The sequence below is a fragment of the Neisseria benedictiae genome, from assembly GCF_958267435.1.
Lineage (GTDB): Bacteria > Pseudomonadota > Gammaproteobacteria > Burkholderiales > Neisseriaceae > Neisseria > Neisseria bergeri.
Window position 1 is genome coordinate 1 of sequence record NZ_CATQFV010000076.1, and the last position, 23,184, is coordinate 23,184.

Here is a 23,184-nt window from a genome sequence, read left to right on the forward strand (position 1 = left end):
TAAGGTAAATTTTTTTTTTTTTTTTTTTTTTTTGCAAAGAAATGTAAATTTTTAAATTTTTAAAACCGTTCCTCCGCATCCGTTTGGATACCGTCTGAAACGGCGGCAGGGTTTTACCGTTCCGCGCCGCAAATCGGGCATTCGGGGTTGCGCGGCAGGTCGAAATATTGCCAGCCCCCTTCCAAGGCACGGTAAACCGCCAGCCTGCCGTGCGACGGTTCGCCCGCATCCAGCAGGATTTTCAGAGCCTCCGCCGCTTGGGTACTGCCGATGATGCCGACCAGCGGCGAGAACACGCCGAAGAGAGAACAGATGCCGTCTGAAGCCGATCCGCCGTCAAACAGGCAGGCGTAACACGGCGAGTCGGGCAAGTCGGGACGGTACACGGCAAGCTGTCCTTCAAAGCGTACCGCCGCCCCTGAAACCAGCGGTGTTTTCGCCTGCACGCAGGCACGGTTGACGGCTTGCCGCGTGGCGTAGTTGTCGCAGCAGTCTAAAACGATGTCGGCGGCTTGAACCAAACCGGTTAGAACACCGCCGTCGAGTTTTTCGTTGACGGCGCGGACATCGACGGTATGGTTGATGCGGCGCAGGCGGTCTGCCAAGGCTTCGGCTTTGGGCTTGCCGACGTCGCCCTCGTCAAATGCGACTTGGCGTTGCAGGTTGTGCAGCTCGACCGTGTCGGAATCGGCTATGGTCAGCGTGCCGATGCCAGAAGCGGCAAGGTAGGGCAGGGCGGCGGTACCCAAACCGCCGCAGCCGACAACCAAAATATGTGCGCCGGAAAGTTTCTGCTGCCCTTCGATGCCGATTTCGTCCAAGAGGATGTGGCGGCTGTACCGCAGCAGGAGTTCGTCGTCGTTGTCGTGTTCGGTCGTGGTCATGATGATGTTCGGAAAAAACAGTTGCGGGCGATTGTAACGCTGCCGTCGGGCGGCGTTCAACTTCAGACGGCATTTCGGGACACGGGCGGTTAAAGTGTGAACGGTTTGGCACGGATGCGGCATTTGAGGTACATTTACAGTATTTACGGCAATGAGAGAAAAATCATGCAACTGCATATTCTGAACAATCCGAAGGACGCGGCTTTGGCGGCGGACGCGGAATTTCTGAAACAATCCCTGTTCAACCTCCTGCACGAAGAAGCCTCGCCGTTGGTTGTCGACACGGTCAAACTCTTGTCCACTTCCGACGACAGCGCGGCACTGATTGAGAGAGTTTTGCCGCAGTTGGACGAACAGCAAACCTACGACCTGACGCTTGCCTGTGGGCTGTTCGCACAAATTTTGAACATCGCCGAAGACGTGCACCACGAACGCCGCCGCCAAATCCACGAAGAAGCCGGACACGGCGGCGCGGAAGGCAGCCTGACGGAAACCGTCCGCAGGCTCAAGGCGGGGAAAGCCGACGGCAAATCGGTGCAGCGGCAGTTGGACAATACGTCCGTTACCGCCGTTTTGACCGCGCACCCGACCGAAGTGCAACGCCAAACCGTTTTGAATTTCAACCGCCGCATCCGCGCGCTGCTGCCGCAACGCGAACGCTGCACCAATGCCGACGCGCTGGCACGGCTGCGCCGCGAAATCGACACCGTGCTTTTGGGATTGTGGCAGACCAGCGAAACGCGCCGCCACAAACTCAGCGTCAACGACGAAATCAACAACGGCGTGTCCATCTTCCCGATGAGCTTTTTTGAAGCCCTGCCCAAACTCTACCGCAAGATGGAACACGACTTTCAGACGGCCTATCCCGATGTCCGCGTTCCGAACATTCTCAAAATCGGCGGCTGGATCGGCGGCGACCGCGACGGTAATCCGTTCGTTTCTGCCGAAACCTTGCGTTTTGCCTTCCGCCGCCACGCCGATGCCGTGTTCCGTTTCTATCGCGGCGAACTCGACAAACTCTACCGCGAATTGCCGCTCTCCATCCGCCGCGTCAAAGTCAACGGCGATGTGATGGCGTTGTCCGACAAATCGCCCGACGAAGAAATCGCCCGCACGGAAGAACCCTACCGCCGCGCCATCGCCTACATTATGGCGCGCGCTATGGGCAAAGCGCGCGCGCTCGGTTTGGGTATGGGTTGCAAATTCGGCTTCCTCGAGCCTTATGCTTCGGCACAAGAATTTCTCGATGATTTGAAAAAATTGCAACGTTCCCTTATCGACAACGGCAGCCGCCTGCTTGCCGAAGGCCGTTTGGCAGACCTCATCCGTTCCGTGTCCGTGTTCGGCTTCCATATGATGCCGCTCGACCTGCGCCAACACGCGGGCAAACACGCCGATGTGGTTGCCGAGCTTTTCCAACACGCAGGCTTGGAAGACTACAACAGTCTGGACGAAGGGCAAAAACAAGCCGCCCTGTTGCGCGAGTTGAGTCATCAACGTCCGCTGTACAGCCCGTTCATCACATACAGCGACCACACCCGCCACGAACTGGCGATTTTCAACGAAGCGCGAAAAATCAAAGACGAATTCGGCGAAGATGCCGTAACCCAAAGCATTATTTCCAACTGCGAACAACCCAGCGACCTGCTCGCCTTGGCGTTGCTGCTGAAGGAAAGCGGCCTGTTGGCGGTGGAAAACGGCAAACCGCACAGCCGCATCAATATCGTGCCGCTGTTTGAAACCATCGAAGCACTCGAAAACGCCTGTCCGGTCATGGAAACCATGTTCCGCCTCGACTGGTACGACGCCCTGCTCGAAAGCCGGGGCAACATCCAAGAAATTATGCTCGGCTACTCCGACTCCAACAAAGACGGCGGCTACGTTACCAGCTCCTGGTGCCTGTATCAGGCGGAATTGGGACTGGTCGAACTCTTCAAAAAATACGATGTCCGCATGCGCCTGTTCCACGGACGCGGCGGCAGCGTCGGACGCGGCGGCGGCCCGTCTTACCAAGCCATCTTGGCGCAACCGGCCGGCAGCGTGGCGGGGCAAATCCGTATTACCGAACAAGGCGAAGTCATTACCGCCAAATACGCCGACCCGGGCAATGCCCAACGCAACTTGGAAACCTTGGTTGCTGCTACTTTAGAGGCCGGCATCCCGACAGACAAAAAAGACCCCGATGCCAAACTGATGCAGGATTTGTCGGACGTATCGTTCAAATACTACCGCGAACTGATTACCCACCCCGACTTTATCGACTACTTCCTGCAAACCAGCCCGATTCAGGAAATCGCCACCCTCAACCTCGGCAGCCGTCCCGCCAGCCGCAAAACCTTGGCGCGGATTCAGGACTTGCGCGCGATTCCGTGGGTATTTTCCTGGATGCAAAACCGCCTCATGCTGCCGGCTTGGTACGGTTTCGGCAGCGCGGTGGAAACCTTGTGCGAAGGCAGCCCCGAAACCCTCGCCGCCCTGCGCGGACACGCCCAAAACAACCCCTTCTTCCAAGCGATGCTCTCCAATATGGAACAAGTGATGGCGAAAACCGACATCACCTTGGCGGAAAACTATGCCGGCTTGAGCGAATCGCCCGATAAGGCAAAAGTCATCTTCGGTATGATCAAGGAAGAATACCGACGCAGCCGCAAAGCCCTGCTCGACCTGCTGCAAACCGAAGAGCTTTTGCGCGACAACCGCAGCCTCGCCCGTTCGCTCGCTTTGAGGATTCCATACCTGAACGCCCTCAACGGCCTGCAAGTCGCCATGCTCAAACGCCTGCGCAAAGAGCCCGACAATCCGCACGCCCTGCTGATGGTTCACCTGACCATCAACGGCGTGGCGCAAGGTTTGCGCAATACCGGCTGATTGTGCCGCATCGGGGCAAAATGCCGTCTGAACGCCTTTCAGACGGCATTTCCCTGACCGCACTTGCAGAGAAACACCGATTGTTTTAAAGTGAACGGCAGTGATATGTTGAAAGACGACCAATGAAAATTACCGTTATCGGCGCAGGTTCGTGGGGTACGGCGCTCGCCCTGCATTTTTCCCAACACGGCAACCGCGTATCCCTATGGACGCGCAACGCAGACCAAGTCCGCCAAATGCAGGAAGCGCGTGAAAACAAACGCGGACTGCCGGGCTTTTCCTTTCCCGAAACCTTGGAAGTGTGTGCGGATTTGGCAGATGCGCTCAAAGACAGCGGGCTGGTGTTGATTGTTACTTCTGTCGCAGGTTTGAGAAGCAGTGCGGAACTGTTGAAGCAATACAATGCAGGACATCTTCCGATTCTAGCCGCCTGCAAAGGCTTCGAGCAGGATACCGGGTTGCTGACCTTTCAAGTTTTGAAAGAAGTATTGCCCGACAACAAAAAAATCGGCGTACTTTCCGGCCCGAGTTTTGCACAGGAACTCGCCAAACAACTGCCCTGCGCCGTCGTTCTCGCCTCCGAAAACCAAGAGTGGATTGAAGAACTCGTACCGCAGCTCAACACGACCGTCATGCGGCTTTACGGCAGTACCGATGTCATCGGCGTGGCGGTTGGCGGCGCGGTAAAAAATGTTATGGCGATTGCCACCGGATTGTCCGACGGTCTAGAGTATGGGCTTAACGCCCGCGCCGCACTGGTTACGCGCGGACTCGCCGAAATCACCCGCCTTGCCTCCGCAATGGGCGCACAGCCCAAAACCATGATGGGGCTGGCAGGCATCGGCGACCTCATCCTGACCTGCACCGGCGCACTCTCACGCAACCGCCGCGTCGGCTTGGGCTTGGCGGAAGGCAAAGAACTGCATCAGGTGCTGGTCGAAATCGGACACGTTTCCGAAGGGGTCAGCACCATAGAAGAAGTCTTCAATACCGCCTGCAAATACCAAATCGATATGCCGATTACCCAAACCCTGCTGCAACTCATCCGCAAAGAAATGACCCCGCAGCAGGTCGTCGAAAGGCTGATGGAACGCAGCGCGCGTTTCGAATAAACAACAGACAGATGCCGTCTGAAGCCTTCAGGCGGCATACGGACAGGTAAGGTTATGAAACAAAATATCGAAAAACTCGAAAGCAGCGTTTATACGCTGGTACAAAAATTCGAAACCCTCGTCAGCGAAAACCACCGCCTCAAAGAAACCGTCGCCGAACTCAAACGGGCGCACGAGCGGCAAAAACTCGAACACGAAACCGCCGTCGACGAACTCAGCGAAGCCCTGCTCGTCCAAGTCGGCAAACTCAAGGAAGACCTGCAAAACAAAATCGACAGTCTGACGGAAGAAAATACACGATACCGCAGCCTGCTCGAACAGAGCAGGGAAAAAATCAGCGCACTGGCGGCGCGCCTCCCCCAACGGCAGGAAACGCAGCAATAAGGATTAAAGGATGAACACCGAACAAGTCCACATCGAAGTCATGCACGCCCAATTGACCGTCAACACGCCGGCAGAAGAAAAAGACACACTTTTGCAGGCAGTCGGAATGCTCAACAGAAAAGCCGAGGCAATCCGAGAAGGCGGACGAGTTGCCGACAGCGAGAAAATCGTCATCATGGCCGCACTCAATGTCGTCCATGACCTGTTGAAAATTTCCCTTAACGGCGATTTGGCAATCGGCGATTTTGCGCGTAAAATAACCGACATGGACAACGCCTGCCAAAAAGCACTATCCCGCTTGGGGCAGGAATAACAGTTTTTCCCTGCGGTGTCCGCGAAGGCATATATTCCTTTGAACCAATAAGTTCGCTTAAGGTTGTCGGGAGCAGTAGTGGGCGCGAGCGTCCTTTTGCGGACGCACCCGAAACTACCCGAGGCAGCCGCCTTGTCAGCAAGGTTCAAGCGGATTCGGCCGAAACGGCTCTCGCGGGGATTCCCATTCAAAACCGCATCGCAACGATGCGGTTTTTCACATTGGCCGCCGCCCCGCCCGAAAAAGCAGTATGCAGTTTGCTGAAATCCGGAAAATCCTTCCGTAACGCAGTAATGCGATTGACAAAATCAAATCCTGTCTTTAAAATCCATAACTTTCTATATCTATCTGGATTTCCACTATGAAAACCTTTTCAGCGAAACCCCACGAGGTGAAGCGCGAATGGTTCGTCATCGATGCCCAAGACAAAGTCTTGGGTCGCGTTGCAGCCGAAGTCGCCAGCCGTCTGCGTGGCAAACACAAACCTGAATACACCCCCCACGTCGATACCGGCGATTACATCATTGTTATCAATGCGGACAAACTGCGTGTAACCGGTGCCAAATTCGAAGATAAAAAATACTTCCGCCACTCCGGTTTCCCGGGCGGTATCTACGAACGCACCTTCCGCGAAATGCAGGAGCAATTCCCGGGCCGCGCTTTGGAACAAGCCGTAAAAGGCATGTTGCCTAAAGGTCCCCTGGGTTACGCCATGATTAAAAAACTGAAAGTGTACGCTGGTGCAGAACATGCCCATGCCGCACAACAACCCAAAGTTTTGGAATTGAAATAAGGACGCGACATGAACGGTAAATACTACTACGGCACAGGCCGCCGCAAAAGTTCAGTGGCTCGTGTATTCCTGACTAAAGGTACAGGTCAAATCATCGTAAACGGCCGCCCCGTTGACGAATTCTTCGCACGCGAAACCAGCCGAATGGTTGTTCGCCAACCCTTGGTTCTGACTGAAAACGCCGAATCTTTCGACATCAAAGTCAATGTTGTCGGCGGCGGCGAAACCGGCCAGTCCGGCGCAATCCGCCACGGCATTACCCGTGCCCTGATCGATTTTGATGCTGCGTTGAAACCCGCCTTGTCTCAAGCCGGTTTCGTTACCCGCGATGCACGCGAAGTTGAACGTAAAAAACCGGGTCTGCGCAAAGCACGCCGTGCAAAACAATTCTCCAAACGTTAATGTTGGAAATTCAAAAAACCCTGCTTATCGCAGGGTTTTTTATTTGTAACAGACGGTTTTCCATTGGTAATCTAAAGATTACGGATTGGGTAAAAATCAGAAACAGTACATGAAAAAATAGAAAAACCGCCCGGGTATGGTTTGAACAAGGGAAATCAGACCGGTTCCAACTCACTTAATCCGGGCAAGTCCGCGAAGCCGCGTTCACGTATGATTTGGCAAAAGTTGTTCAGATAACTTTTATCTGTGTCTTCAGTGCGGATAGCGGCATACAGTTTGCTTTGCAGTCCGTTGTCGGTAATCTGCCGGTGAACGACATAGCCTTTTTCAAGGTAGGGCATAACGGTCCAGTAGGGAAGGGCGGCGATTCCCCTTCGGCTGGCAACCAGTTGGATGATGGCGATGGTCAGTTCGCTGTGTCGGCGCGGCGGGTTGATGTTTTTCGGAATCAGGATTTTCTTGGGCAAATCCAGCATCTCGTCGGGAACGGGATAAGTAATCAGAGTTTCCCCGATAAAGTCTTCGGCTTCCCAGACAGTTTTGGCGGCAAGCGGGTGATCTTTGGCGCAAATGCCGACCATTTCGTAGGCAAACAGCGGTTGGAAAGAAATACCGTTTTGTTTTTCCGCTTCGGAAACAATGGCAAGGTCGGCGCGGTGTTGCAGCAGCAGCCCGACGGGATCCGCTTGGAATCCCGATACGATGTCCAGTTCGACTTGGGGCCACATCGGGCGGAATTCGCCCATGGCGGGCATCAGCCAGTCGAAACAGGTATGGCATTCGACAGCAATCCGCAGCTCTCCCGCCTCCCCTTCCGTGATCCGCGCCAAATCTCGTTCTGCAACAGCAACTTGAGGTATCAGTTCGTGGGCGAGGCGCAGCAGCCTTTCGCCCACCGGGGTAAAGCGCAAGGGCGTGGATTTGCGTTCGAACAGCGGCGTGCCGTAGTGGTTTTCGAGCATACGGATCTGGTGGGAAAGGGCGGATTGGGTAAGGAAAACCCGTTTGGCGGCAAGGGAGACGCTGCCGGTTTCTTCAAGTGCCAGCAGGGTTTTGAGGTGGCGCAATTCGATGATGGAATCCATAAGGCTTCAGACGGCATATTGAACCGGCGCATATTAAAATAATTCATATGCGGGCGCAAATCGGAAAAATGTGAACTCCGGACATTTTGCGATTAGAATGCCCGCTTGTTTAAAGCGATTAGGAAAAAAGATGGTATTGCGCAGGGATTTTCTGACTTGGTGTAATGAAACATTGCAGACAGCATTGTTTAAAGATTATGCCCCCAACGGTTTGCAGATTGAAGGGAAAGAGTATATCGGTAAGATTGCCACATCGGTAACTGCAAGCAAAGCGGCAATTGATTTTGCCGCGGAACAGAAGGCAGATTTGCTTCTGGTTCATCACGGCATGTTTTGGAAAAACGAGTTGCCGACCATTACCGGTTGGAAAAAAGAACGGATTGCCGCGTTATTGGACAATGATATCAATATGGCGGCTTACCATTTACCGCTGGATGCGCATCCTGAATTAGGAAATAACGCCCAACTCGCTGAAAAACTCGGTTTTACAGTTGAAAGGCGTTTTGGCGAACAAAACCTGCTTAACTCAGGAAGCCTGAAACAAGTCAAGACACTTGGTGCATTGGCTGTCCATATTGAAGCGGTTTTACAGAGGAAGCCGGTTGTTATCGGCGACTTGAACCGTGAAATCAGAAAGGTTGCATGGTGCAGCGGGGGCGCGCAGGGGTTTTTTCAGACGGCAATAGACGAAGGTGTTGATTTGTATTTGACGGGGGAAATCTCTGAAGCCCAATACCACCTTGCCAATGAAACGGGTACGGCTTTTGTTTCTGCAGGGCATCATGCGACGGAACGTTACGGCGTACAGGCATTGGCGGAGGCGGCGGCAGGAGTGTTTGGATTGGAAGTGTGTCATTTTGATGAAGGCAATCCGGCTTGATTATTGAGAAATATCATAAAACTTTACCTTATTTTAAATAATGCTTTGAGTATCACTGCAAACTGGGTAAAATTGCAATGTTTAATGGCTCGGTATTCCCAAAATATTAGGACGACTGAATAATGGATAATCAAGAAATCAATAACGGCCGCCGCCGTTTCCTGACACTTGCGACCTGCGGCGCAGGCGGAGTGGCAGCATTGGGTGTGGCAACGCCGTTTGTGGCCAGTTTTTTCCCTTCGGAAAAAGCTAAGGCTGCCGGTGCTGCCGTCGAAGTGGATGTCAGCAAAATCGAAGCGGGTCAGATGTTGACTGCTGAGTGGCAAGGCAAACCGATTTGGGTGGTCAACCGTACGGATCAACAGCTTAAAGACCTGAAAAGCCTGAACGGCGAACTTACTGATCCCAATTCCGATGTGGAACAACAGCCGGAATACGCGAAAAACGAGACACGTTCGATCAAGCCGAACATCCTTGTCGCCATCGGTATCTGTACCCATTTGGGCTGTTCGCCAACCTACCGTCCCGACATTGCACCTGCCGATTTGGGTGCGGGCTGGAAGGGCGGCTTTTTCTGCCCCTGCCACGGTTCGAAATTCGATATTGCAGGCAGGGTGTATAAAGGTGTTCCTGCGCCGACCAACTTGGTCGTACCGCCTTACAAATATCTGAGCGATACTACCATCTTGGTGGGTGAAGACTGAGAATAAGGAACGATAATTATGGCAAACCAAACCAATAGCAAAGCAAAAGCATTGTTAGGCTGGATGGACGCTCGTTTCCCCCTGTCTAAGATGTGGAATGAGCATTTGGCTCAATACTACGCACCAAAGAACTTCAACTTTTGGTATTACTTCGGCTCTTTAGCCTTGCTTGTCCTCGTGATTCAAATCGTCAGCGGTATTTTTCTGACTATGAACTACAAACCGGACGGCAATCTTAACGCCTACCATCTGCCTGCTGCCTTTACCGCAGTAGAGTACATCATGCGCGACGTGTCCGGCGGTTGGATTATCCGCTACATGCATTCCACCGGCGCATCTTTCTTTTTCATTGTTGTTTATCTGCACATGTTCCGTGGTTTGATTTACGGTTCGTACAAAAAACCCCGTGAGTTGGTGTGGATTTTCGGCTCCCTGATTTTCTTGGCATTGATGGCGGAAGCCTTTATGGGCTACCTGTTGCCTTGGGGTCAAATGTCCTTCTGGGGTGCACAGGTGATTATTAACCTGTTCTCCGCCATCCCTGTTATCGGTCCTGATTTGTCCACTTGGATCCGCGGCGACTTCAACGTTTCCGACGTTACCCTGAACCGCTTCTTTGCCCTGCACGTTATCGCAGTACCTCTGGTATTGCTCGGCTTGGTTGTGGCGCACATCATCGCCCTGCACGAAGTGGGTTCTAACAACCCTGACGGCGTTGAAATCAAGAAAAACAAAGACGAAAACGGTATTCCACGCGATGGTATCCCATTCCATCCTTACTACACCGTTAAGGACATCTTGGGTGTTGTTGTATTCCTGATTGTCTTCTGTTCCGTGTTGTTCTTTGCACCTGAAGGCGGCGGCTACTTCTTGGAAGCGCCGAACTTCGATGCTGCGAATGCGCTGAAAACACCTCCGCACATTGCACCAGTATGGTACTTCACTCCGTTCTACGCCATTTTGCGTGCGATTCCCTCGTTCTTGGGAACACAGGTATGGGGTGTAATCGGTATGGGTGCGGCAGTTGTACTGATTGCCCTGTTGCCTTGGCTGGATAGGGGCGAGGTGAAATCCGTCCGCTATCGTGGCCCGATCTTTAAAACCGCATTGGTTCTGTTCATCATTGCTTTTATCGGTTTGGGTATTTTGGGTGCGATGGTGGCAACTGATACGCGTACTTTGGTTGCGCGCATCCTGTCCTTCGTTTATTTTGCATTCTTCTTGGGTATGCCGTTCTATACCAAACTGGATACTAACAAACCGGTTCCTGAACGTGTAACCATGAGTACCGCCAAACAGAAAATCATGTTTTTTGTTTATGTAGGCATTACGGCGGTTTGTGCATATCTGTTTGCAACCAACATCTGATGAGGGCAGTCAAAATGAAACAAGTTATGAAAAACTGGTTTGCTGCCTTACTGTTGGCAGTACCCATGAGTGCGGCATTTGCTTCGGGCGGTCATGCACACTATGAGAAAGTCGATATCGATTTGCGCGACCAAGTAAGCTTGCAACGCGGCGCACAAATCTTTACCAACTACTGTCTGTCATGTCACTCGGCAAGCGGTATGCGTTTCAACCGTTTGAAAGACATCGGTCTGACTGATGAAGAAATCAAGAAAAACCTGATGTTTACCACCGATAATGTCGGCGATGTGATGCATGCTGCAATGGATCCTAAAGATGCGGCAAAATGGTTTGGTGCTGCTCCGCCCGATTTGACGTTGATTGCGCGTTCCAAAGGTGCAGATTACCTTTACGCCTATATGCGCGGATTCTATAAGGATCCTACGCGTCCGAGCGGCTGGAACAATACCGTATTTGATAAAGTCGGTATGCCTCACCCGCTGTGGGAGCAACAAGGTGTTCAAGCCGTTGAGTTGGATGCTAAAGGTCAACCCGTTATGATTAAAGACGAGCATGGCAACCTGACTCCTAAGCTGTATTGGGAATCTACCGGTCTGCACAGCCGCCGCCTGCCGAACGGCAAAGTGATCCAAAAAGAGTACGACGCATATGTACGCGATTTGGTGAACTATCTTGTGTACATGGGCGAGCCTGCACAACTGCAACGCAAACGTACAGGTTATATCGTGATGATTTTCTTGTTGGCGGTTATGCTGCCTTTGGCATACTTCCTGAAAAAAGAATATTGGAAAGACGTACATTAAGCGGTTGGAACAAAAGGGCAAATCCTTTAGGGTTTGCCCTTTTTTCATTTTGCTTGCCGTTTGAAAAGCCTGAATCCGTATGCCGTCTGAACATAGCTGCAACATTTCAGACGGCATCATTCTAAAAATGTCAGACATCGGGAACTTAATCAGGGTTTGCGGCGGATGGATATTGAATTAGGAAAAGGTCTGAAACCGTAAGCAGCATGGTAAGGCGATGTCGAACAGGTTTAAAGCTAATCCGCTATATTTTTTGGAGCTATGTCGAACAAACAGGTAGAATCGGAATAAGCGGCAGTTTTGTCCGGTGTGAAAATGTTTGAATATTAGGATGATTTATGGAGCTGATGACTGTGTTGCTATTGCTGGCGGCTTTGCTGTCAGGCGTGTTGTTTACATGGTTGCTGATGAAGAGTCGGTTTCAAGGTGTATTAGCCGTATTGAACGCGCAATTGGCGGAAAAGGCGGCAAGATGTGATTTTGTTGAACAGGCACACGCAGAAATTGCATCGGAATTAGCCGTTTTGGATGGGAAATACGAGCATTTGCAAGACGAAAATTATGCTTTGGGCAACCGTTTTTCCGCAGCCGAAAAGCAGATTGCCCATTTGCAGGAAAAAGAGGCGGAGTCGGCGCGTCTGAAGCAGTCGTATATCGAGTTGCAGGAAAAGGCGCAGGGTTTGGCGGTTGAAAACGAACGTTTGGCAACCCAGCTCGGACAGGAACGGAAGGCGTTTGCCGACCAATATGCGCTGGAACGCCAAATCCGCCAAAGAGTCGAAACCGATTTGGAAGAAAGCCGCCAAACTGTCCGCGACGTGCAAAACGACCTTTCCGATGTGGGCAACCGTTTTGCCGCAGCCGAAAAACAGATTGCCCATTTGCAGGAAAAAGAGGCAGAAGCGGAGCGTTTGAGGCAGTCGCATATCGATTTGCAGGAAAAGGCACAGGGTTTGGCGGTTGAAAACGAACGTTTGACAACGCAAATCGAACAGGAACGCCTTGCTTCTGAAGAGAAACTGTCCTTGCTGGGCGAGGCGCGCAAAAGCTTGAGCGATCAGTTTCAAAATCTTGCCAACACGATTTTGGAAGAAAAAAGCCGCCGTTTTACCGAGCAGAACCGGGAGCAACTCCATCAGGTTTTGAACCCGCTAAACGAACGCATCCACGGTTTCGGCGAGTTGGTCAGGCAAACCTATGATAAAGAATCGCGCGAGCGGCTGACGTTGGAAAACGAATTGAAACGGCTTCAAGGATTGAATGCGCAGCTGCACAGCGAGGCAAAGGCCCTGACCAACGCGCTGACCGGTACGCAGAATAAGGTTCAGGGCAATTGGGGCGAGATGATTCTGGAAACGGTTTTGGAAAATTCCGGCCTTCAGAAAGGGCGCGAATATGTGGTTCAGGCGGCATCCGTCCGAAAAGAGGAAGACGGCGGCACGCGCCGCCTGCAGCCCGACGTTTTGGTCGACCTGCCCGACAACAAGCAGATTGTGATTGATTCCAAGGTTTCGCTGACGGCTTATGTGCGCTATACGCAGGCGGTGGATGCGGATGCGGCGGCACGCGAACTGGCGGCGCATATCGCCAGCATACGCGCGCATATGAAAGGCTTGTCGCTGAAGGATTACACCGATTTGGAAGGTGTGAGCACATTGGATTTCGTCTTTATGTTTATACCTGTCGAGCCGGCCTACCTGCTGGCGTTGCAGCATGACGCGGGATTGTTCCAAGAGTGTTTCGACAAACGGATTATGCTGGTCGGCCCCAGTACGCTGCTGGCGACTTTGCGGACGGTGGCGAATATTTGGCGCAACGAGCAGCAAAACCAAAACGCGCTGGCGATTGCGGACGAAGGCGGCAAGCTGTACGACAAGTTTGTCGGCTTCGTACAGACGCTCGAAAGCGTCGGCAAAAGCATCGATCAGGCGCAAAACAGCTTTCAGACGGCATTCAAGCAACTTGCCGAGGGGCGCGGGAATCTGGTCGGACGCGCCGAGAAACTGCGTCTGTTGGGTGTGAAGGCAGGCAAACAGCTTCAACGGGATTTGGTCGAGCGTGCCAACGAACAGACGGCATTTGCTTTGGGCAAACCTTCGGAACAGAAGGCGGCTGACGAAGCCGAATAGGAAGGGCGGATGTGTTTCAGACGGCATCAGTGCAGATGATGCCGTCTGAAGGCCGTAGGAAAGTCGGTTAGAAAAACGGATTGTGCCGCTTTTCATGTCCGATGGAAGTCATACGCCCGTGTCCGGCGACAACTTGCACGGTTTCGGGGAGGGCGAATAATTTGTTGCGGATATTGTTGATTAAGTCGGCGTGGTTGCCGCGCGGAAAATCGGTTCTGCCTATGGTTTCGTAAAACAGCACGTCGCCCGCAATCAGCAGATCCGCCTCGGCACAATAAAAGACCACATGTCCCGGCGTGTGCCCCGGAATATGCAGCACTTGAAAGGCATAGCGTCCGACCGTGAGCGTTTCGCCTTCTTCGAGCCAACGGGTCGGCGCAAAGGCGGGCGAGACGGGGAATCCGTATTGCGCGGTGGTTTGCGGCAGCGATTGGAGCAGGAATTTATCTTCGCGGTGCGGGCCGAGGACGGGGACTTTATGCGTTTTCAACATTTCGACCACGCCGCCTGCATGATCGAGATGGCCGTGCGTCAGCCAGATTGCCGTGAGCGTAAGTTTGCGGTTTGCCAACGCTTGCAGCAGGAACGGCACGTCGCCGCCGACATCGGTCAGGACGGCTTCGCCGCTTTCGTCGTCCCAAATCAGGGTGCAGTTTTGGCGGAAGGGGGTAACGGAGAGGATTTCGTAACGTAGGGTCATCGGCGTGTTCCTAAACGGTTTTCAGACGGCATCGGGTTTGCCGTTTGTTTTATGGCGGTTTGCCGCCTGTTTGGATATTGGGGGAATCAGGTGATTAAGAAGATAATCGGCGGCATCATACCGATTTTTACGGCGGTTTTCATCCCTGCATCGGCAGGCGCGGCGGATTTGATGCTGGCGCAGGAATACAAAGACCAAGAGATTGCGGGCTGGGCGATGAGCGAGAAACTCGACGGCGTGCGCGCCTATTGGGACGGAAAGCACCTGATAAGCCGTCAGGGTTATGCGTTTACGCCCCCTAAAGGCTTTACCGCGCAGTTTCCGCCTTATCCTTTGGACGGCGAATTGTACAGCGGACGCGGTCAGTTCGAGCAGATTTCCGCCGCCGTGCGTTCTGCTTCTTCAGACTGGCGCGGCATCCGCCTGCACGTTTTCGACGTACCCAAGGCGCAGGGCAACCTCTACCAACGTTTGGCAGTCGCAACGCAATGGCTGAAAACGCATCCGAACGCGCCGATTACCATCATCCCGCAAATCAAAGTGCGCGACCGGCAGCACGCGATGGACTTTTTAAAACAAATCGAAGCGCAGGGCGGCGAAGGCGTGATGCTGCGCCAGCCTGAATCCCGTTATAGCGGTGGCAGGAGCAGCCAATTATTGAAGCTGAAAAGCCAATACGACGACGAATGCACGGTAACGCGGCACTATGAAGGCAAAGGGCGCAATGCCGGACGGTTGGGCGCGGTCGGCTGCAAAAACCGGCACGGCGAATTCCGCATCGGCAGCGGTTTCAAAGACAAAGACCGCGACAACCCGCCCAAAATCGGCACGCTGATTACCTACCGCTACCGTGGTTTTACGCGGAAAGGCACGCCGAAATTCGCCACATTTGTGCGCGTGCGTACCGACCGCTGAGCAGGACGGTTCGGACGGCAGCCGATACTTTGGTTTATAATTTTCCTTTTACCGACCGATTCCGACATATGACCGATTTAGAAACCAAACGCCTTGAAACACAGGCGATGCTTGAAAACGCCGAACTTTTGTTCGACCAAGGGCAATGCCGCGCCGCACTGCAAAAAGTAGCGGATGAGATTACGCGCGATTTGGGCGGCAGATATCCGTTGCTCCTGCCCGTGATGGGCGGGGCGGTGGTGTTTACGGGCCAGTTGTTGCCGCTGTTGCGCTTTCCCTTAGATTTTGATTATGTTCATGTTTCCCGTTACGGCGACAAGCTGGAGGGCGGCGCGTTCAACTGGAAACGTATGCCCGATGCGGAACAAATCCGAGGCAGGCATGTGGTTGTGTTGGACGATATTCTAGACGAAGGGCATACGATGTCTGCCATTCAAGCCAAACTTTTGGAAATGGGTGCGGCAAGCTGCCGTGCGGCGGTGTTCGCCAATAAATTAATCGACAAAGAAAAACCCGTCAAAGCCGATTATGTCGGACTGGATGTGCCGAACCGTTATGTTTTCGGTTACGGCATGGATGCGGCGGGCTGCTGGCGCAATTTGGGTGAGATTTACGCATTGGACGGCAAATAGGCAGGCATGCCGTCTGAATGTTCTTCAGACGGCATAACGTTTATACGGCAGGTTGGCAGAAGAATTATAAACAGGACGCATATATACCATGATAGGGCTTTTAATCGTTACACACGAAACCATAGGCGAAGCCTACCGCAAGTTGGCACATCATTTTTTTCCGGGCGGGCTGCCTGAAAACGTCCGCATACTCGGCGTGCAGCCGACGGAAGACCAAGACGACATCATCAATAACGCCATTGCCGCGCTGCAAGAATTTCCTGAAAACCACGGCGTATTGATTATGACCGACATCTTCGGCGCAACCCCCTGCAATGCCGCCCGCCGCCTCGTGCGCGAAAACAAATCGGCGATTCTGACCGGCCTGAATGCGCCGATGATGATTAAGGCCGTCCAATATTCGCCGACGGCGGAAGACCTTGCCGCCTTCACCGAGAGTGTCAGAGAGGCGGCGGTAAAGGGCATTTTCGCCATCATGTCCGCACCGGACGATTTGGTGTGCCGGAAAAACCATGATGCCGCCTGAAGGAGCGGTAGGACAAGAAAACATTTTAAACGGTGTCTGCTGCCGATATACATAAAACGGGAATCGAAATGCTCAAACAATCCATCGAAATCATCAACAAACTCGGACTTCACGCCCGTGCCTCCAGCAAATTCACCCAAACCGCGTCTCAGTTTCAAAGCGAAGTCTGGGTAACGAAAAACGGCAGCCGCGTCAACGGCAAAAGCATTATGGGCTTAATGATGCTCGCCGCCGCCAAGGGTACGGTCATCGAACTGGAGACGGACGGCGCGGACGAGGCGGAAGCGATGCGCGCCCTGACCGACTTAATCAACGACTACTTCGGCGAGGGCGAATAATGAGTATCGTGCTGCACGGCGTGGCGGCGGGCAAAGGCATTGCCGTCGGTTGCGCCCACCTGATTGCGCGTGGTACGGAGGAAGTGCCGCAGTATGATGTTGCGGAGGCGGACACCGATGCCGAAGCCGAACGTTTCGATGCCGCCGTCAAAGCCACGCGCAAAGAGTTGGAACAGCTCCGCAGCGCGATTCCCGAAAACGCCCCGACCGAGTTGGGCGCGTTTATTTCGCTGCACCTGATGCTGTTGACCGATGTAACCTTGTCGCGCGAGCCCGTTGATATTTTAAGGGAACAAAAAATCAACGCCGAGTGGGCATTGAAGCAGCAGAGCGACAAACTCGCCGCCCAATTTGACAATATGGACGATGCCTATTTGCGCGAACGCAAGCAGGATATGCTGCAAGTCGTCCGCCGCATCCACAACAACCTGATCGGGCAGGGCAACGAGTTGGAAGTTGCCGACAACCTGTTTGACGAAACCGTGCTGATTGCAAACGACCTTTCACCCGCCGACACGGTTTTGTTTAAAGAGCAGCGCATTGCCGCCTTCGTTACCGATGCAGGCGGCCCCACCGGGCATACGGCGATTTTGGGCAGGAGCTTGGACATCCCGTCCGTCGTCGGGCTGCACAACGCGCGCAAACTGATTACCGAAGGCGAAACAGTCATCGTGGACGGTATCAACGGCGTATTGATTATTTCGCCGGATGAGTCGGTGTTGAACGAATACCGCCGCCGTGCCCGCGAATACCGCAGCCACAAACGCGAGTTGAACAAGCTCAAAAAGACCGCCGCTGCTACCGCCGACGGGGTCTGTATCGAGCTTTTGGGCAATATAGAATCAGCCGAAGATGTCAAATTACTGCACAATCTCGGCGCAGACGGCATCGGGTTGTTCAGGAGCGAGTTTCTTTACCTGAACCGTGATACGATGCCGTCTGAAGACGAACAGTATGAAGTTTACAGCGCGATTGTCAAAAAAATGAAGGGCAAAAGCGTAACGATACGGACAGTCGATTTGGGAGTGGATAAAAATCCGCGCTGGTTCGGGAAAAACAGCACGCCCAACGGCAGCCTCAATCCCGCGCTGGGCATGACCGGCATCCGCCTGTGCCTTGCCGAACCGGTCATGTTCCGCACCCAGATGCGCGCCATCCTCCGTGCGGCGGTACATGGTCCCGTCCGCATGATGTGGCCGATGATTACCTCCTTGTCCGAAGTGCGCCAATGCCTGATTCATTTGGATACCGCCCAGCGGCAGCTTACCGAGCGCGGTGAAGCCTTCGGCGATGTCGGTGTTGGCTGTATGATTGAAATCCCCTCGGCCGCGTTGACCGTCGGCAGCATTTTAAAACTGGTCGATTTTATTTCCATCGGTACCAACGACCTGATTCAATATATCTTGTCCGTTGACCGCAGCGACGACAGCGTCAGCCACCTCTACCAGCCCGGACATCCTTCCGTGTTGAAAATGCTGCAACACGTCATCCGTACCGCCAACCGTATGGAAAAAGACGTATCTGTGTGCGGCGAAATGGCGGGCGACACGGCGTTTACCCGCGTTTTATTGGGTATGGGGCTGCGCCGTTTTTCGATGAATCCCAACAACATCCTGCCCGTCAAAAACATCATCCTGAACAGCAATATCGCACAGCTCGAAAACGATATTGCCAAAATCGTCCGCTGCGAGGACGAGGAAAAGGCGGAAAAGCTGATCAAACAGATGAACAGCGCGCCGGCAGGGGAGGAAGCCGAAGCCAAAGTGCGGAAATAAATATTGTTGATAATGGAAAAAGATTGCAGTCAAATAACGCCCTTAGAAAAAATATAGCTGCTTTGGTAAAAAAATGCCGTCTGAAAGGTTTTTCAGACGGCATTTTGTTTTTAAGGAAGCATCAACGGAAACGGACGATTTCCTTGTCTTCGATATGGATGCGTACCGTATCGTTTCCCGATATTTCACCGGCGTGCAGCATATCGAGGTTCAGCCACAGGATGCCGTGTTCCGGATGGAGGACGGACAGGCTGAACGATTCGGGCAAACAGGTACGGGATAATACGCGGCACTCCATGCCGTTTTGGTCGAAACGCACCGCATGTTGCGGAATATGGCGGTCATCGTCGGTATTGGGCAGCCCCATCAGTCGGGCGACCTGCACGCAGGACGGTGTTTTGACCAATGTTTCGGGTGTGCCGTATTGTAGAATTCTCCCTTCATGCATCACGGCGATTTCGTCCGCCGTCGTACAGGCTTCTTCGGGCGAATGCGTTACCAAAACGGCAGGGATGCCGCCGTTTCGGATACGTTCGGCAGTCATGCGGCGCAGCCGGTCGCGCAAATGCGTGTCCAAACTGGAAAACGATTCGTCCAGCAACAGCAGGGAAGGGCGGACAACCAAAGCGCGCGCCAGTGCCAACCGTTGCTTCTCGCCTCCGGAAAGTTTTTCAGGCTTGCGGTGCGCCTCGTTTTCCAGTCCGACTTCGGCAAGAGCCGCCATGGCAAGGCGTTCGGCTTCGGCTTTCGGCATTTTTTGCATTTTCAAACCGAATGCTGCATTTTCCAGCGCACTCATATGGGGAAACAGCGCGTAATCTTGAAACATCAGCGAAATACGGCGTTTTTCGGGCGGCATACGGGTAATGTTTTCCCCGTTCAGCCATATTTCCCCGCCGTCCGGCCGGACAATCCCCGCAATCATATTCAGCAGGGTGGATTTGCCGCAGCCCGACCGCCCCAAAACGGCGAGTATTTTGCCGCGCCCGACAGTCAGGCAGATATTGTCGGCAACCGTTTTGCCGCCGAAGCGTTTGCAGAGTCCGTTCAGTTCAAGCATGGCGCATCCTATAAACGTATGCCGTCCAGCCACTCGGACAGCGGATGGGCGGCATCAATCAGACCGTAACGGCAAAACGCGTCCAGCGTAACCAGTTGCGCGTCGTGCATCATGTTTTCCGACAACATGGCGGCAACCAGGCTGCCGATGTCCATTTTCTCAAAACCCGCCACCTCGCCATCCTGATTTTCAGGCAGGAAGGTTTCGGGCAGGATGGCATCGAATACATACAGGATTTCATTGTGCACACCCCGGCTGACGGGGCGCAGGCTGTGCAGCCGGGATACCGGGCGGATGAGCGGAAACAGCGTTTTATCCAAACCGGCTTCTTCGCTGCTTTCGCGACACACGGTTTCAGACGGCAATTCACCGCTGGAAACACCGCCGGCGGCAGTATTGTCGAGTTTGTCGGGATCGACTGCTTTGTGCGGACTGCGCCTGCCTATCCAGAAATGCCATCGGCCGTCCGATTCAGTCAGACCGTTGAGATGGACGGCGCGGCTGAGCAGTCCGAACGGACGGAAAGCGGCGCGTTCGAGTGAGAACAAGATATTGCCGCCGCCGTCGGTCAGGTCGAAACACTCGTTGCGCCATCCGTGAAGCAGCCCCGCCTTGTTCCATGTGCGGGCGAGGTGCTGCAAGCGGCCGCCCATATCTGACCAGCCGTCCGCATTCAGAAAAATGCCGTCTGAAGACTCCGAGCAGCCTGCCTCCCAGTCTTTTTTGACGCGCTCCGCCCATTCCGGCGACAGGTTGCCCAAAGGCAGGCCGTTCAGATACAGCGTTTTCCAGCAACTTTCTGCACCGTAACTTGCTTTTGCCCACTCGAACAGGGCATCAAGGTCGTGTTTGCTGACGGATTCGGTAAAACGGACGGTCGGCATGGTTGGCTTTCTTGAAGACATTGCGGAAGATTGTAGCCAAACTGCCTGAATTTGCAACCGCAAACAGACGGCGGGCTGCTGTTCCGATATTGCGGCAGGAAGGAAGATCCGGCAAAAAACGGAGGCGGCAGGAAACAGGCAAAACAAAACCCCTCGGCATTGAACCAAGGGGTTTAATATTTGGTTGCGGGAGCAGGATTCGAACCTACGACCTTCGGGTTATGAGCCCGACGAGCTACCATGCTGCTCCATCCCGCGTCAGAAAGTAAAACTATACGGCAGATTTTTTATGTTGTCAAACATTACTTCCGCGAAAGAACCATAAAATTTTGCCGTCCGGCGGTTTATGCCTGATTTGAAATATTATTTTCTTTACAAAAATCTAAGCCCGTGGTTTAATTTTGCCCAACATTGAAACAGGGGTGCTGCCTGATGTTCAGGCGGCTGAGAAATACCCTTTACACCCGATCGGGATAATACCTGCGTGGGGAGTTTTCACGGATTCTGCCTTTCAGACGGCATTGGTTTTCAAATGCCGTCTGAAGACGCAAAACGCTCCTGTTTCTTATCCTAAACGAGAAAACAGGAGCATTTTTTATGACTACGCCAAAAAAAACCGCCAAAATTTCCGGCAACGAAGCGCGCGAACTTGCCGACTTGAGCGAAGACATCGGCATCCGCTTCAAATATCCGAACTCGGAACGCGTGTATCTGCAAGGCAGCCGCGACGACATACTCGTGCCTTTGCGCGAAATCCGTCAGGACGACACCTACACGGCGCAAGGCACGGAAGCCAACCCGCCGATTCCCGTCTATGACACCAGCGGCGTGTACGGCGATCCGGCGGCGCACATCGACCTGAAACAAGGTCTGCCGCACATCCGCACGGCGTGGCTGGACGAACGCGGCGATACCGAAATCCTGCCCAGGCTTTCCAGCGAATACGGCATCGAACGCGCACACGATCCGCAAACCGCCCATCTGCGTTTCAACCAAATCACCCGCCCGCGCCGCGCCAAAGCCGGCGGCAACGTTACCCAGCTCCATTACGCGCGCCAAGGCATTATCACGCCCGAAATGGAGTTTGTCGCCATACGCGAACGTTTAAAATTAGACGAATTGTCCCAAAAACCGGAATACGCCAAGCTCTTGAAACAACACGCAGGGCAAAGTTTCGGCGCGAATATCCCGACCCGTTCCGACCAAATCACGCCCGAATTTGTACGCCAAGAAATCGCCGCCGGACGCGCGATTATCCCTGCCAATATCAACCACCCCGAACTCGAACCGATGATTATCGGCCGCAACTTCCGCGTCAAAATCAACGGCAACTTGGGCAATTCCGCCGTAACCTCCAGCCTGACCGAAGAAGTCGAAAAAATGGTGTGGTCGCTGCGTTGGGGCGCGGACACGATTATGGACTTATCCACCGGCGCGCACATCCACGAAACGCGCGAATGGATTATTCGCAACGCGCCCGTCCCCATCGGCACCGTGCCTATTTATCAGGCTTTGGAAAAAACCGGCGGTATTGCCGAAGATTTGACTTGGGATTTGTTCCGCGACACCTTAATCGAGCAGGCGGAACAAGGCGTGGACTATTTCACCATACACGCGGGCGTGTTGCTGCGTTATGTGCCGATGACCGCCAACCGCCTCACCGGCATCGTCTCGCGCGGCGGTTCGATTATGGCGAAATGGTGTTTGGCACATCATCAGGAAAACTTCCTCTACACGCATTTCGACGAAATCTGCGAAATCATGAAAGCCTACGACGTATCGTTCAGCCTCGGTGACGGCCTGCGTCCCGGCTGCATTGCCGATGCCAACGACGAATCCCAATTCGCCGAATTGCACACCTTGGGCGAATTGACCGCCAAAGCGTGGGAACACGACGTACAAGTCATGATCGAAGGCCCCGGTCATGTGCCGCTGCAACGCGTCAAAGAAAACATGGCTGAAGAGCTGCAACACTGCTTTGAAGCACCTTTCTACACGCTCGGCCCGCTCGTTACCGACATCGCCCCCGGCTACGACCACATCACCTCGGGCATAGGCGCGGCCAATATCGGCTGGTACGGTACGGCCATGCTTTGTTACGTTACCCCCAAAGAACATTTGGGGCTGCCAGACAAAGAAGACGTGCGTACCGGCATCATCACCTACAAACTCGCCGCCCACGCCGCCGACCTCGCCAAAGGCTGGCCGGGTGCACAGTTGCGCGACAACGCCCTGAGCAAGGCGCGTTTCGAATTCCGCTGGCGCGACCAATTCCGCTTAAGCCTCGACCCCGAACGCGCCGAGAGCTTCCACGATGAAACCCTGCCCGCCGAAGGCGCGAAAATCGCCCACTTCTGCTCGATGTGCGGCCCCAAATTCTGCTCGATGAAAATCACGCAGGAAGTGCGCGACTACGCCGACAAGCAAAAAGCCCAACGGCAGGGCATGGAGGAAAAAGCGATTGAGTTCGTCAAAAAAGGAGCGAAGCTTTACAGCTAAAACGTCAAGCAAAAAATGCCGTCTGAAACCCGGATGTCGGGTTTCAGACGGCATTTTTGTTTTCAAACGGGGTACGGTTCTGAGCCGGTGTGCGGACGGAAGCCTATTTTGCAGAAACCGATCCGCTTAC

22 protein-coding genes, 1 tRNA gene, 1 other RNA gene and 1 riboswitch are annotated in these 23,184 nt (G+C 53.6%); of the genes, 18 read left to right on the forward strand and 6 right to left on the reverse strand.

The genetic code is table 11. The features are described 5' to 3' along the window. Positions 1 to 113: 113 nt before the first annotated feature. On the reverse strand, positions 114 to 1,007 hold the full coding sequence (locus Q3O12_RS09590) for a HesA/MoeB/ThiF family protein (RefSeq protein ID WP_301670235.1): 894 nt from the start codon (positions 1,005 to 1,007) through the stop codon (positions 114 to 116). A gap of 42 nt (positions 1,008 to 1,049) precedes the next feature. Here Q3O12_RS09590 and ppc point away from each other — a divergent pair, with 42 nt between their 5' ends. The 7 genes from ppc (at position 1,050) to rpsI (ending at position 6,756) form a co-directional block, all read left to right on the forward strand. Then, the gene (ppc, locus tag Q3O12_RS09595; protein WP_301670236.1) at positions 1,050 to 3,752 is read left to right on the forward strand and encodes a phosphoenolpyruvate carboxylase; all 2,703 of its coding nucleotides are present in this window, start codon (positions 1,050 to 1,052) and stop codon (positions 3,750 to 3,752) included. A gap of 122 nt (positions 3,753 to 3,874) precedes the next feature. Further along, on the forward strand, positions 3,875 to 4,864 hold the full coding sequence (locus tag Q3O12_RS09600; RefSeq protein WP_301670237.1) for an NAD(P)H-dependent glycerol-3-phosphate dehydrogenase: 990 nt from the start codon (positions 3,875 to 3,877) through the stop codon (positions 4,862 to 4,864). A 54-nt stretch (positions 4,865 to 4,918) separates the two neighbouring features. Next, a complete protein-coding gene (locus tag Q3O12_RS09605; protein ID WP_301670238.1) occupies positions 4,919 to 5,248 on the forward strand; it encodes a hypothetical protein in 330 nt (109 codons plus the stop codon). Positions 5,249 to 5,258: 10 nt separating this feature from the next. Continuing rightward, on the forward strand, positions 5,259 to 5,561 hold the full coding sequence (locus tag Q3O12_RS09610) for a cell division protein ZapA (RefSeq protein WP_301670239.1): 303 nt from the start codon (positions 5,259 to 5,261) through the stop codon (positions 5,559 to 5,561). 4 nt (positions 5,562 to 5,565) lie between these two features. Continuing rightward, a non-coding RNA gene (gene ssrS, locus Q3O12_RS09615) (6S RNA) lies at positions 5,566 to 5,745 on the forward strand. A 177-nt stretch (positions 5,746 to 5,922) separates the two neighbouring features. Then, positions 5,923 to 6,354 carry a 50S ribosomal protein L13 gene (rplM, locus tag Q3O12_RS09620; protein ID WP_002215010.1) on the forward strand — a complete coding sequence of 144 codons (432 nt, stop codon included), beginning with the start codon at positions 5,923 to 5,925 and terminating at the stop codon, positions 6,352 to 6,354. 9 nt (positions 6,355 to 6,363) lie between these two features. Next, positions 6,364 to 6,756 (forward strand): 30S ribosomal protein S9, encoded by a 393-nt coding sequence (gene rpsI / locus Q3O12_RS09625; protein ID WP_002227789.1) that lies wholly within the window; start codon positions 6,364 to 6,366, stop codon positions 6,754 to 6,756. 155 nt (positions 6,757 to 6,911) lie between these two features. Here the strand turns inward: rpsI and Q3O12_RS09630 are convergent, their stop codons facing one another. Further along, positions 6,912 to 7,841, reverse strand: coding sequence for a LysR family transcriptional regulator (locus tag Q3O12_RS09630; protein WP_301670241.1), 930 nt, complete (start codon positions 7,839 to 7,841; stop codon positions 6,912 to 6,914). A 130-nt stretch (positions 7,842 to 7,971) separates the two neighbouring features. Between Q3O12_RS09630 and Q3O12_RS09635 the strand changes: the two genes are divergently transcribed. From Q3O12_RS09635 to Q3O12_RS09655, 5 genes are all read left to right on the forward strand, one after another. Beyond that, positions 7,972 to 8,721: a Nif3-like dinuclear metal center hexameric protein gene (locus tag Q3O12_RS09635; RefSeq protein WP_301670242.1), complete on the forward strand. Its 750-nt coding sequence runs from the start codon at positions 7,972 to 7,974 to the stop codon at positions 8,719 to 8,721. 122 nt (positions 8,722 to 8,843) lie between these two features. After that, positions 8,844 to 9,425, forward strand: a complete 582-nt coding sequence (gene petA, locus Q3O12_RS09640) for a ubiquinol-cytochrome c reductase iron-sulfur subunit (RefSeq protein WP_003752780.1) — start codon at positions 8,844 to 8,846, stop codon at positions 9,423 to 9,425. An 18-nt stretch (positions 9,426 to 9,443) separates the two neighbouring features. Beyond that, the gene (locus Q3O12_RS09645; protein WP_107863866.1) at positions 9,444 to 10,793 is read left to right on the forward strand and encodes a cytochrome b; all 1,350 of its coding nucleotides are present in this window, start codon (positions 9,444 to 9,446) and stop codon (positions 10,791 to 10,793) included. A 14-nt stretch (positions 10,794 to 10,807) separates the two neighbouring features. After that, on the forward strand, positions 10,808 to 11,596 hold the full coding sequence (locus Q3O12_RS09650) for a cytochrome c1 (RefSeq protein WP_301670243.1): 789 nt from the start codon (positions 10,808 to 10,810) through the stop codon (positions 11,594 to 11,596). A 338-nt stretch (positions 11,597 to 11,934) separates the two neighbouring features. After that, positions 11,935 to 13,725 (forward strand): DNA recombination protein RmuC, encoded by a 1,791-nt coding sequence (locus Q3O12_RS09655; protein ID WP_301670244.1) that lies wholly within the window; start codon positions 11,935 to 11,937, stop codon positions 13,723 to 13,725. A 67-nt stretch (positions 13,726 to 13,792) separates the two neighbouring features. Here Q3O12_RS09655 and Q3O12_RS09660 read toward each other — a convergent pair whose 3' ends face one another. Next, a complete protein-coding gene (locus Q3O12_RS09660; protein WP_301670245.1) occupies positions 13,793 to 14,425 on the reverse strand; it encodes an MBL fold metallo-hydrolase in 633 nt (210 codons plus the stop codon). A gap of 90 nt (positions 14,426 to 14,515) precedes the next feature. Here Q3O12_RS09660 and Q3O12_RS09665 point away from each other — a divergent pair, with 90 nt between their 5' ends. The 5 genes from Q3O12_RS09665 to ptsP all read left to right on the forward strand — a co-directional run bounded on the left by Q3O12_RS09665 (position 14,516) and on the right by ptsP (position 18,611). Next, positions 14,516 to 15,340: a DNA ligase gene (locus Q3O12_RS09665; RefSeq protein WP_301670246.1), complete on the forward strand. Its 825-nt coding sequence runs from the start codon at positions 14,516 to 14,518 to the stop codon at positions 15,338 to 15,340. Between the two features lie 68 nt (positions 15,341 to 15,408). Continuing rightward, positions 15,409 to 15,972, forward strand: a complete 564-nt coding sequence (locus Q3O12_RS09670; protein WP_301670247.1) for a hypoxanthine-guanine phosphoribosyltransferase — start codon at positions 15,409 to 15,411, stop codon at positions 15,970 to 15,972. Between the two features lie 88 nt (positions 15,973 to 16,060). Beyond that, positions 16,061 to 16,498 (forward strand): PTS sugar transporter subunit IIA, encoded by a 438-nt coding sequence (locus tag Q3O12_RS09675; RefSeq protein ID WP_301670248.1) that lies wholly within the window; start codon positions 16,061 to 16,063, stop codon positions 16,496 to 16,498. A gap of 68 nt (positions 16,499 to 16,566) precedes the next feature. Beyond that, positions 16,567 to 16,836 carry an HPr family phosphocarrier protein gene (locus tag Q3O12_RS09680; RefSeq protein WP_012221159.1) on the forward strand — a complete coding sequence of 90 codons (270 nt, stop codon included), beginning with the start codon at positions 16,567 to 16,569 and terminating at the stop codon, positions 16,834 to 16,836. Continuing rightward, positions 16,836 to 18,611, forward strand: coding sequence for a phosphoenolpyruvate--protein phosphotransferase (gene ptsP / locus Q3O12_RS09685; RefSeq protein ID WP_301670249.1), 1,776 nt, complete (start codon positions 16,836 to 16,838; stop codon positions 18,609 to 18,611). The genes Q3O12_RS09680 and ptsP overlap by 1 nt, the downstream gene beginning before the upstream one ends. Positions 18,612 to 18,732: 121 nt before the next feature. On the opposite strand, the gene Q3O12_RS09690 is transcribed toward ptsP, so the two are convergent. The 3 genes from Q3O12_RS09690 to Q3O12_RS09700 all read right to left on the reverse strand — a co-directional run bounded on the left by Q3O12_RS09690 (position 18,733) and on the right by Q3O12_RS09700 (position 20,813). Continuing rightward, positions 18,733 to 19,671, reverse strand: coding sequence for an ABC transporter ATP-binding protein (locus Q3O12_RS09690; RefSeq protein ID WP_301670251.1), 939 nt, complete (start codon positions 19,669 to 19,671; stop codon positions 18,733 to 18,735). An 8-nt stretch (positions 19,672 to 19,679) separates the two neighbouring features. Further along, positions 19,680 to 20,555, reverse strand: a complete 876-nt coding sequence (locus Q3O12_RS09695; protein ID WP_301670252.1) for an NUDIX hydrolase — start codon at positions 20,553 to 20,555, stop codon at positions 19,680 to 19,682. A gap of 181 nt (positions 20,556 to 20,736) precedes the next feature. Next, positions 20,737 to 20,813, reverse strand: a tRNA-Met gene (locus Q3O12_RS09700). Positions 20,814 to 20,963: 150 nt separating this feature from the next. Next, a riboswitch (TPP riboswitch) is annotated at positions 20,964 to 21,063 on the forward strand. Positions 21,064 to 21,152: 89 nt separating this feature from the next. Between Q3O12_RS09700 and thiC the strand changes: the two genes are divergently transcribed. Then, positions 21,153 to 23,054, forward strand: coding sequence for a phosphomethylpyrimidine synthase ThiC (gene thiC, locus Q3O12_RS09705; protein ID WP_301670253.1), 1,902 nt, complete (start codon positions 21,153 to 21,155; stop codon positions 23,052 to 23,054). Positions 23,055 to 23,184: the final 130 nt, after the last annotated feature.

Coding starts and splice junctions, on each gene's coding strand:
- Q3O12_RS09590 (WP_301670235.1), bottom strand. CDS start 1,007: ATGCCGCATCCGTGCCAAACCGTTCACACTTTAACCGCCCGTGTCCCG.
- ppc (WP_301670236.1), top strand. CDS start 1,050: ATGCAACTGCATATTCTGAACAATCCGAAGGACGCGGCTTTGGCGGCG.
- Q3O12_RS09600 (WP_301670237.1), top strand. CDS start 3,875: ATGAAAATTACCGTTATCGGCGCAGGTTCGTGGGGTACGGCGCTCGCC.
- Q3O12_RS09605 (WP_301670238.1), top strand. CDS start 4,919: ATGAAACAAAATATCGAAAAACTCGAAAGCAGCGTTTATACGCTGGTA.
- Q3O12_RS09610 (WP_301670239.1), top strand. CDS start 5,259: ATGAACACCGAACAAGTCCACATCGAAGTCATGCACGCCCAATTGACC.
- rplM (WP_002215010.1), top strand. CDS start 5,923: ATGAAAACCTTTTCAGCGAAACCCCACGAGGTGAAGCGCGAATGGTTC.
- rpsI (WP_002227789.1), top strand. CDS start 6,364: ATGAACGGTAAATACTACTACGGCACAGGCCGCCGCAAAAGTTCAGTG.
- Q3O12_RS09630 (WP_301670241.1), bottom strand. CDS start 7,841: ATGGATTCCATCATCGAATTGCGCCACCTCAAAACCCTGCTGGCACTT.
- Q3O12_RS09635 (WP_301670242.1), top strand. CDS start 7,972: ATGGTATTGCGCAGGGATTTTCTGACTTGGTGTAATGAAACATTGCAG.
- petA (WP_003752780.1), top strand. CDS start 8,844: ATGGATAATCAAGAAATCAATAACGGCCGCCGCCGTTTCCTGACACTT.
- Q3O12_RS09645 (WP_107863866.1), top strand. CDS start 9,444: ATGGCAAACCAAACCAATAGCAAAGCAAAAGCATTGTTAGGCTGGATG.
- Q3O12_RS09650 (WP_301670243.1), top strand. CDS start 10,808: ATGAAACAAGTTATGAAAAACTGGTTTGCTGCCTTACTGTTGGCAGTA.
- Q3O12_RS09655 (WP_301670244.1), top strand. CDS start 11,935: ATGGAGCTGATGACTGTGTTGCTATTGCTGGCGGCTTTGCTGTCAGGC.
- Q3O12_RS09660 (WP_301670245.1), bottom strand. CDS start 14,425: ATGACCCTACGTTACGAAATCCTCTCCGTTACCCCCTTCCGCCAAAAC.
- Q3O12_RS09670 (WP_301670247.1), top strand. CDS start 15,409: ATGACCGATTTAGAAACCAAACGCCTTGAAACACAGGCGATGCTTGAA.
- Q3O12_RS09675 (WP_301670248.1), top strand. CDS start 16,061: ATGATAGGGCTTTTAATCGTTACACACGAAACCATAGGCGAAGCCTAC.
- Q3O12_RS09680 (WP_012221159.1), top strand. CDS start 16,567: ATGCTCAAACAATCCATCGAAATCATCAACAAACTCGGACTTCACGCC.
- ptsP (WP_301670249.1), top strand. CDS start 16,836: ATGAGTATCGTGCTGCACGGCGTGGCGGCGGGCAAAGGCATTGCCGTC.
- Q3O12_RS09690 (WP_301670251.1), bottom strand. CDS start 19,671: ATGCTTGAACTGAACGGACTCTGCAAACGCTTCGGCGGCAAAACGGTT.
- Q3O12_RS09695 (WP_301670252.1), bottom strand. CDS start 20,555: ATGCCGACCGTCCGTTTTACCGAATCCGTCAGCAAACACGACCTTGAT.
- thiC (WP_301670253.1), top strand. CDS start 21,153: ATGACTACGCCAAAAAAAACCGCCAAAATTTCCGGCAACGAAGCGCGC.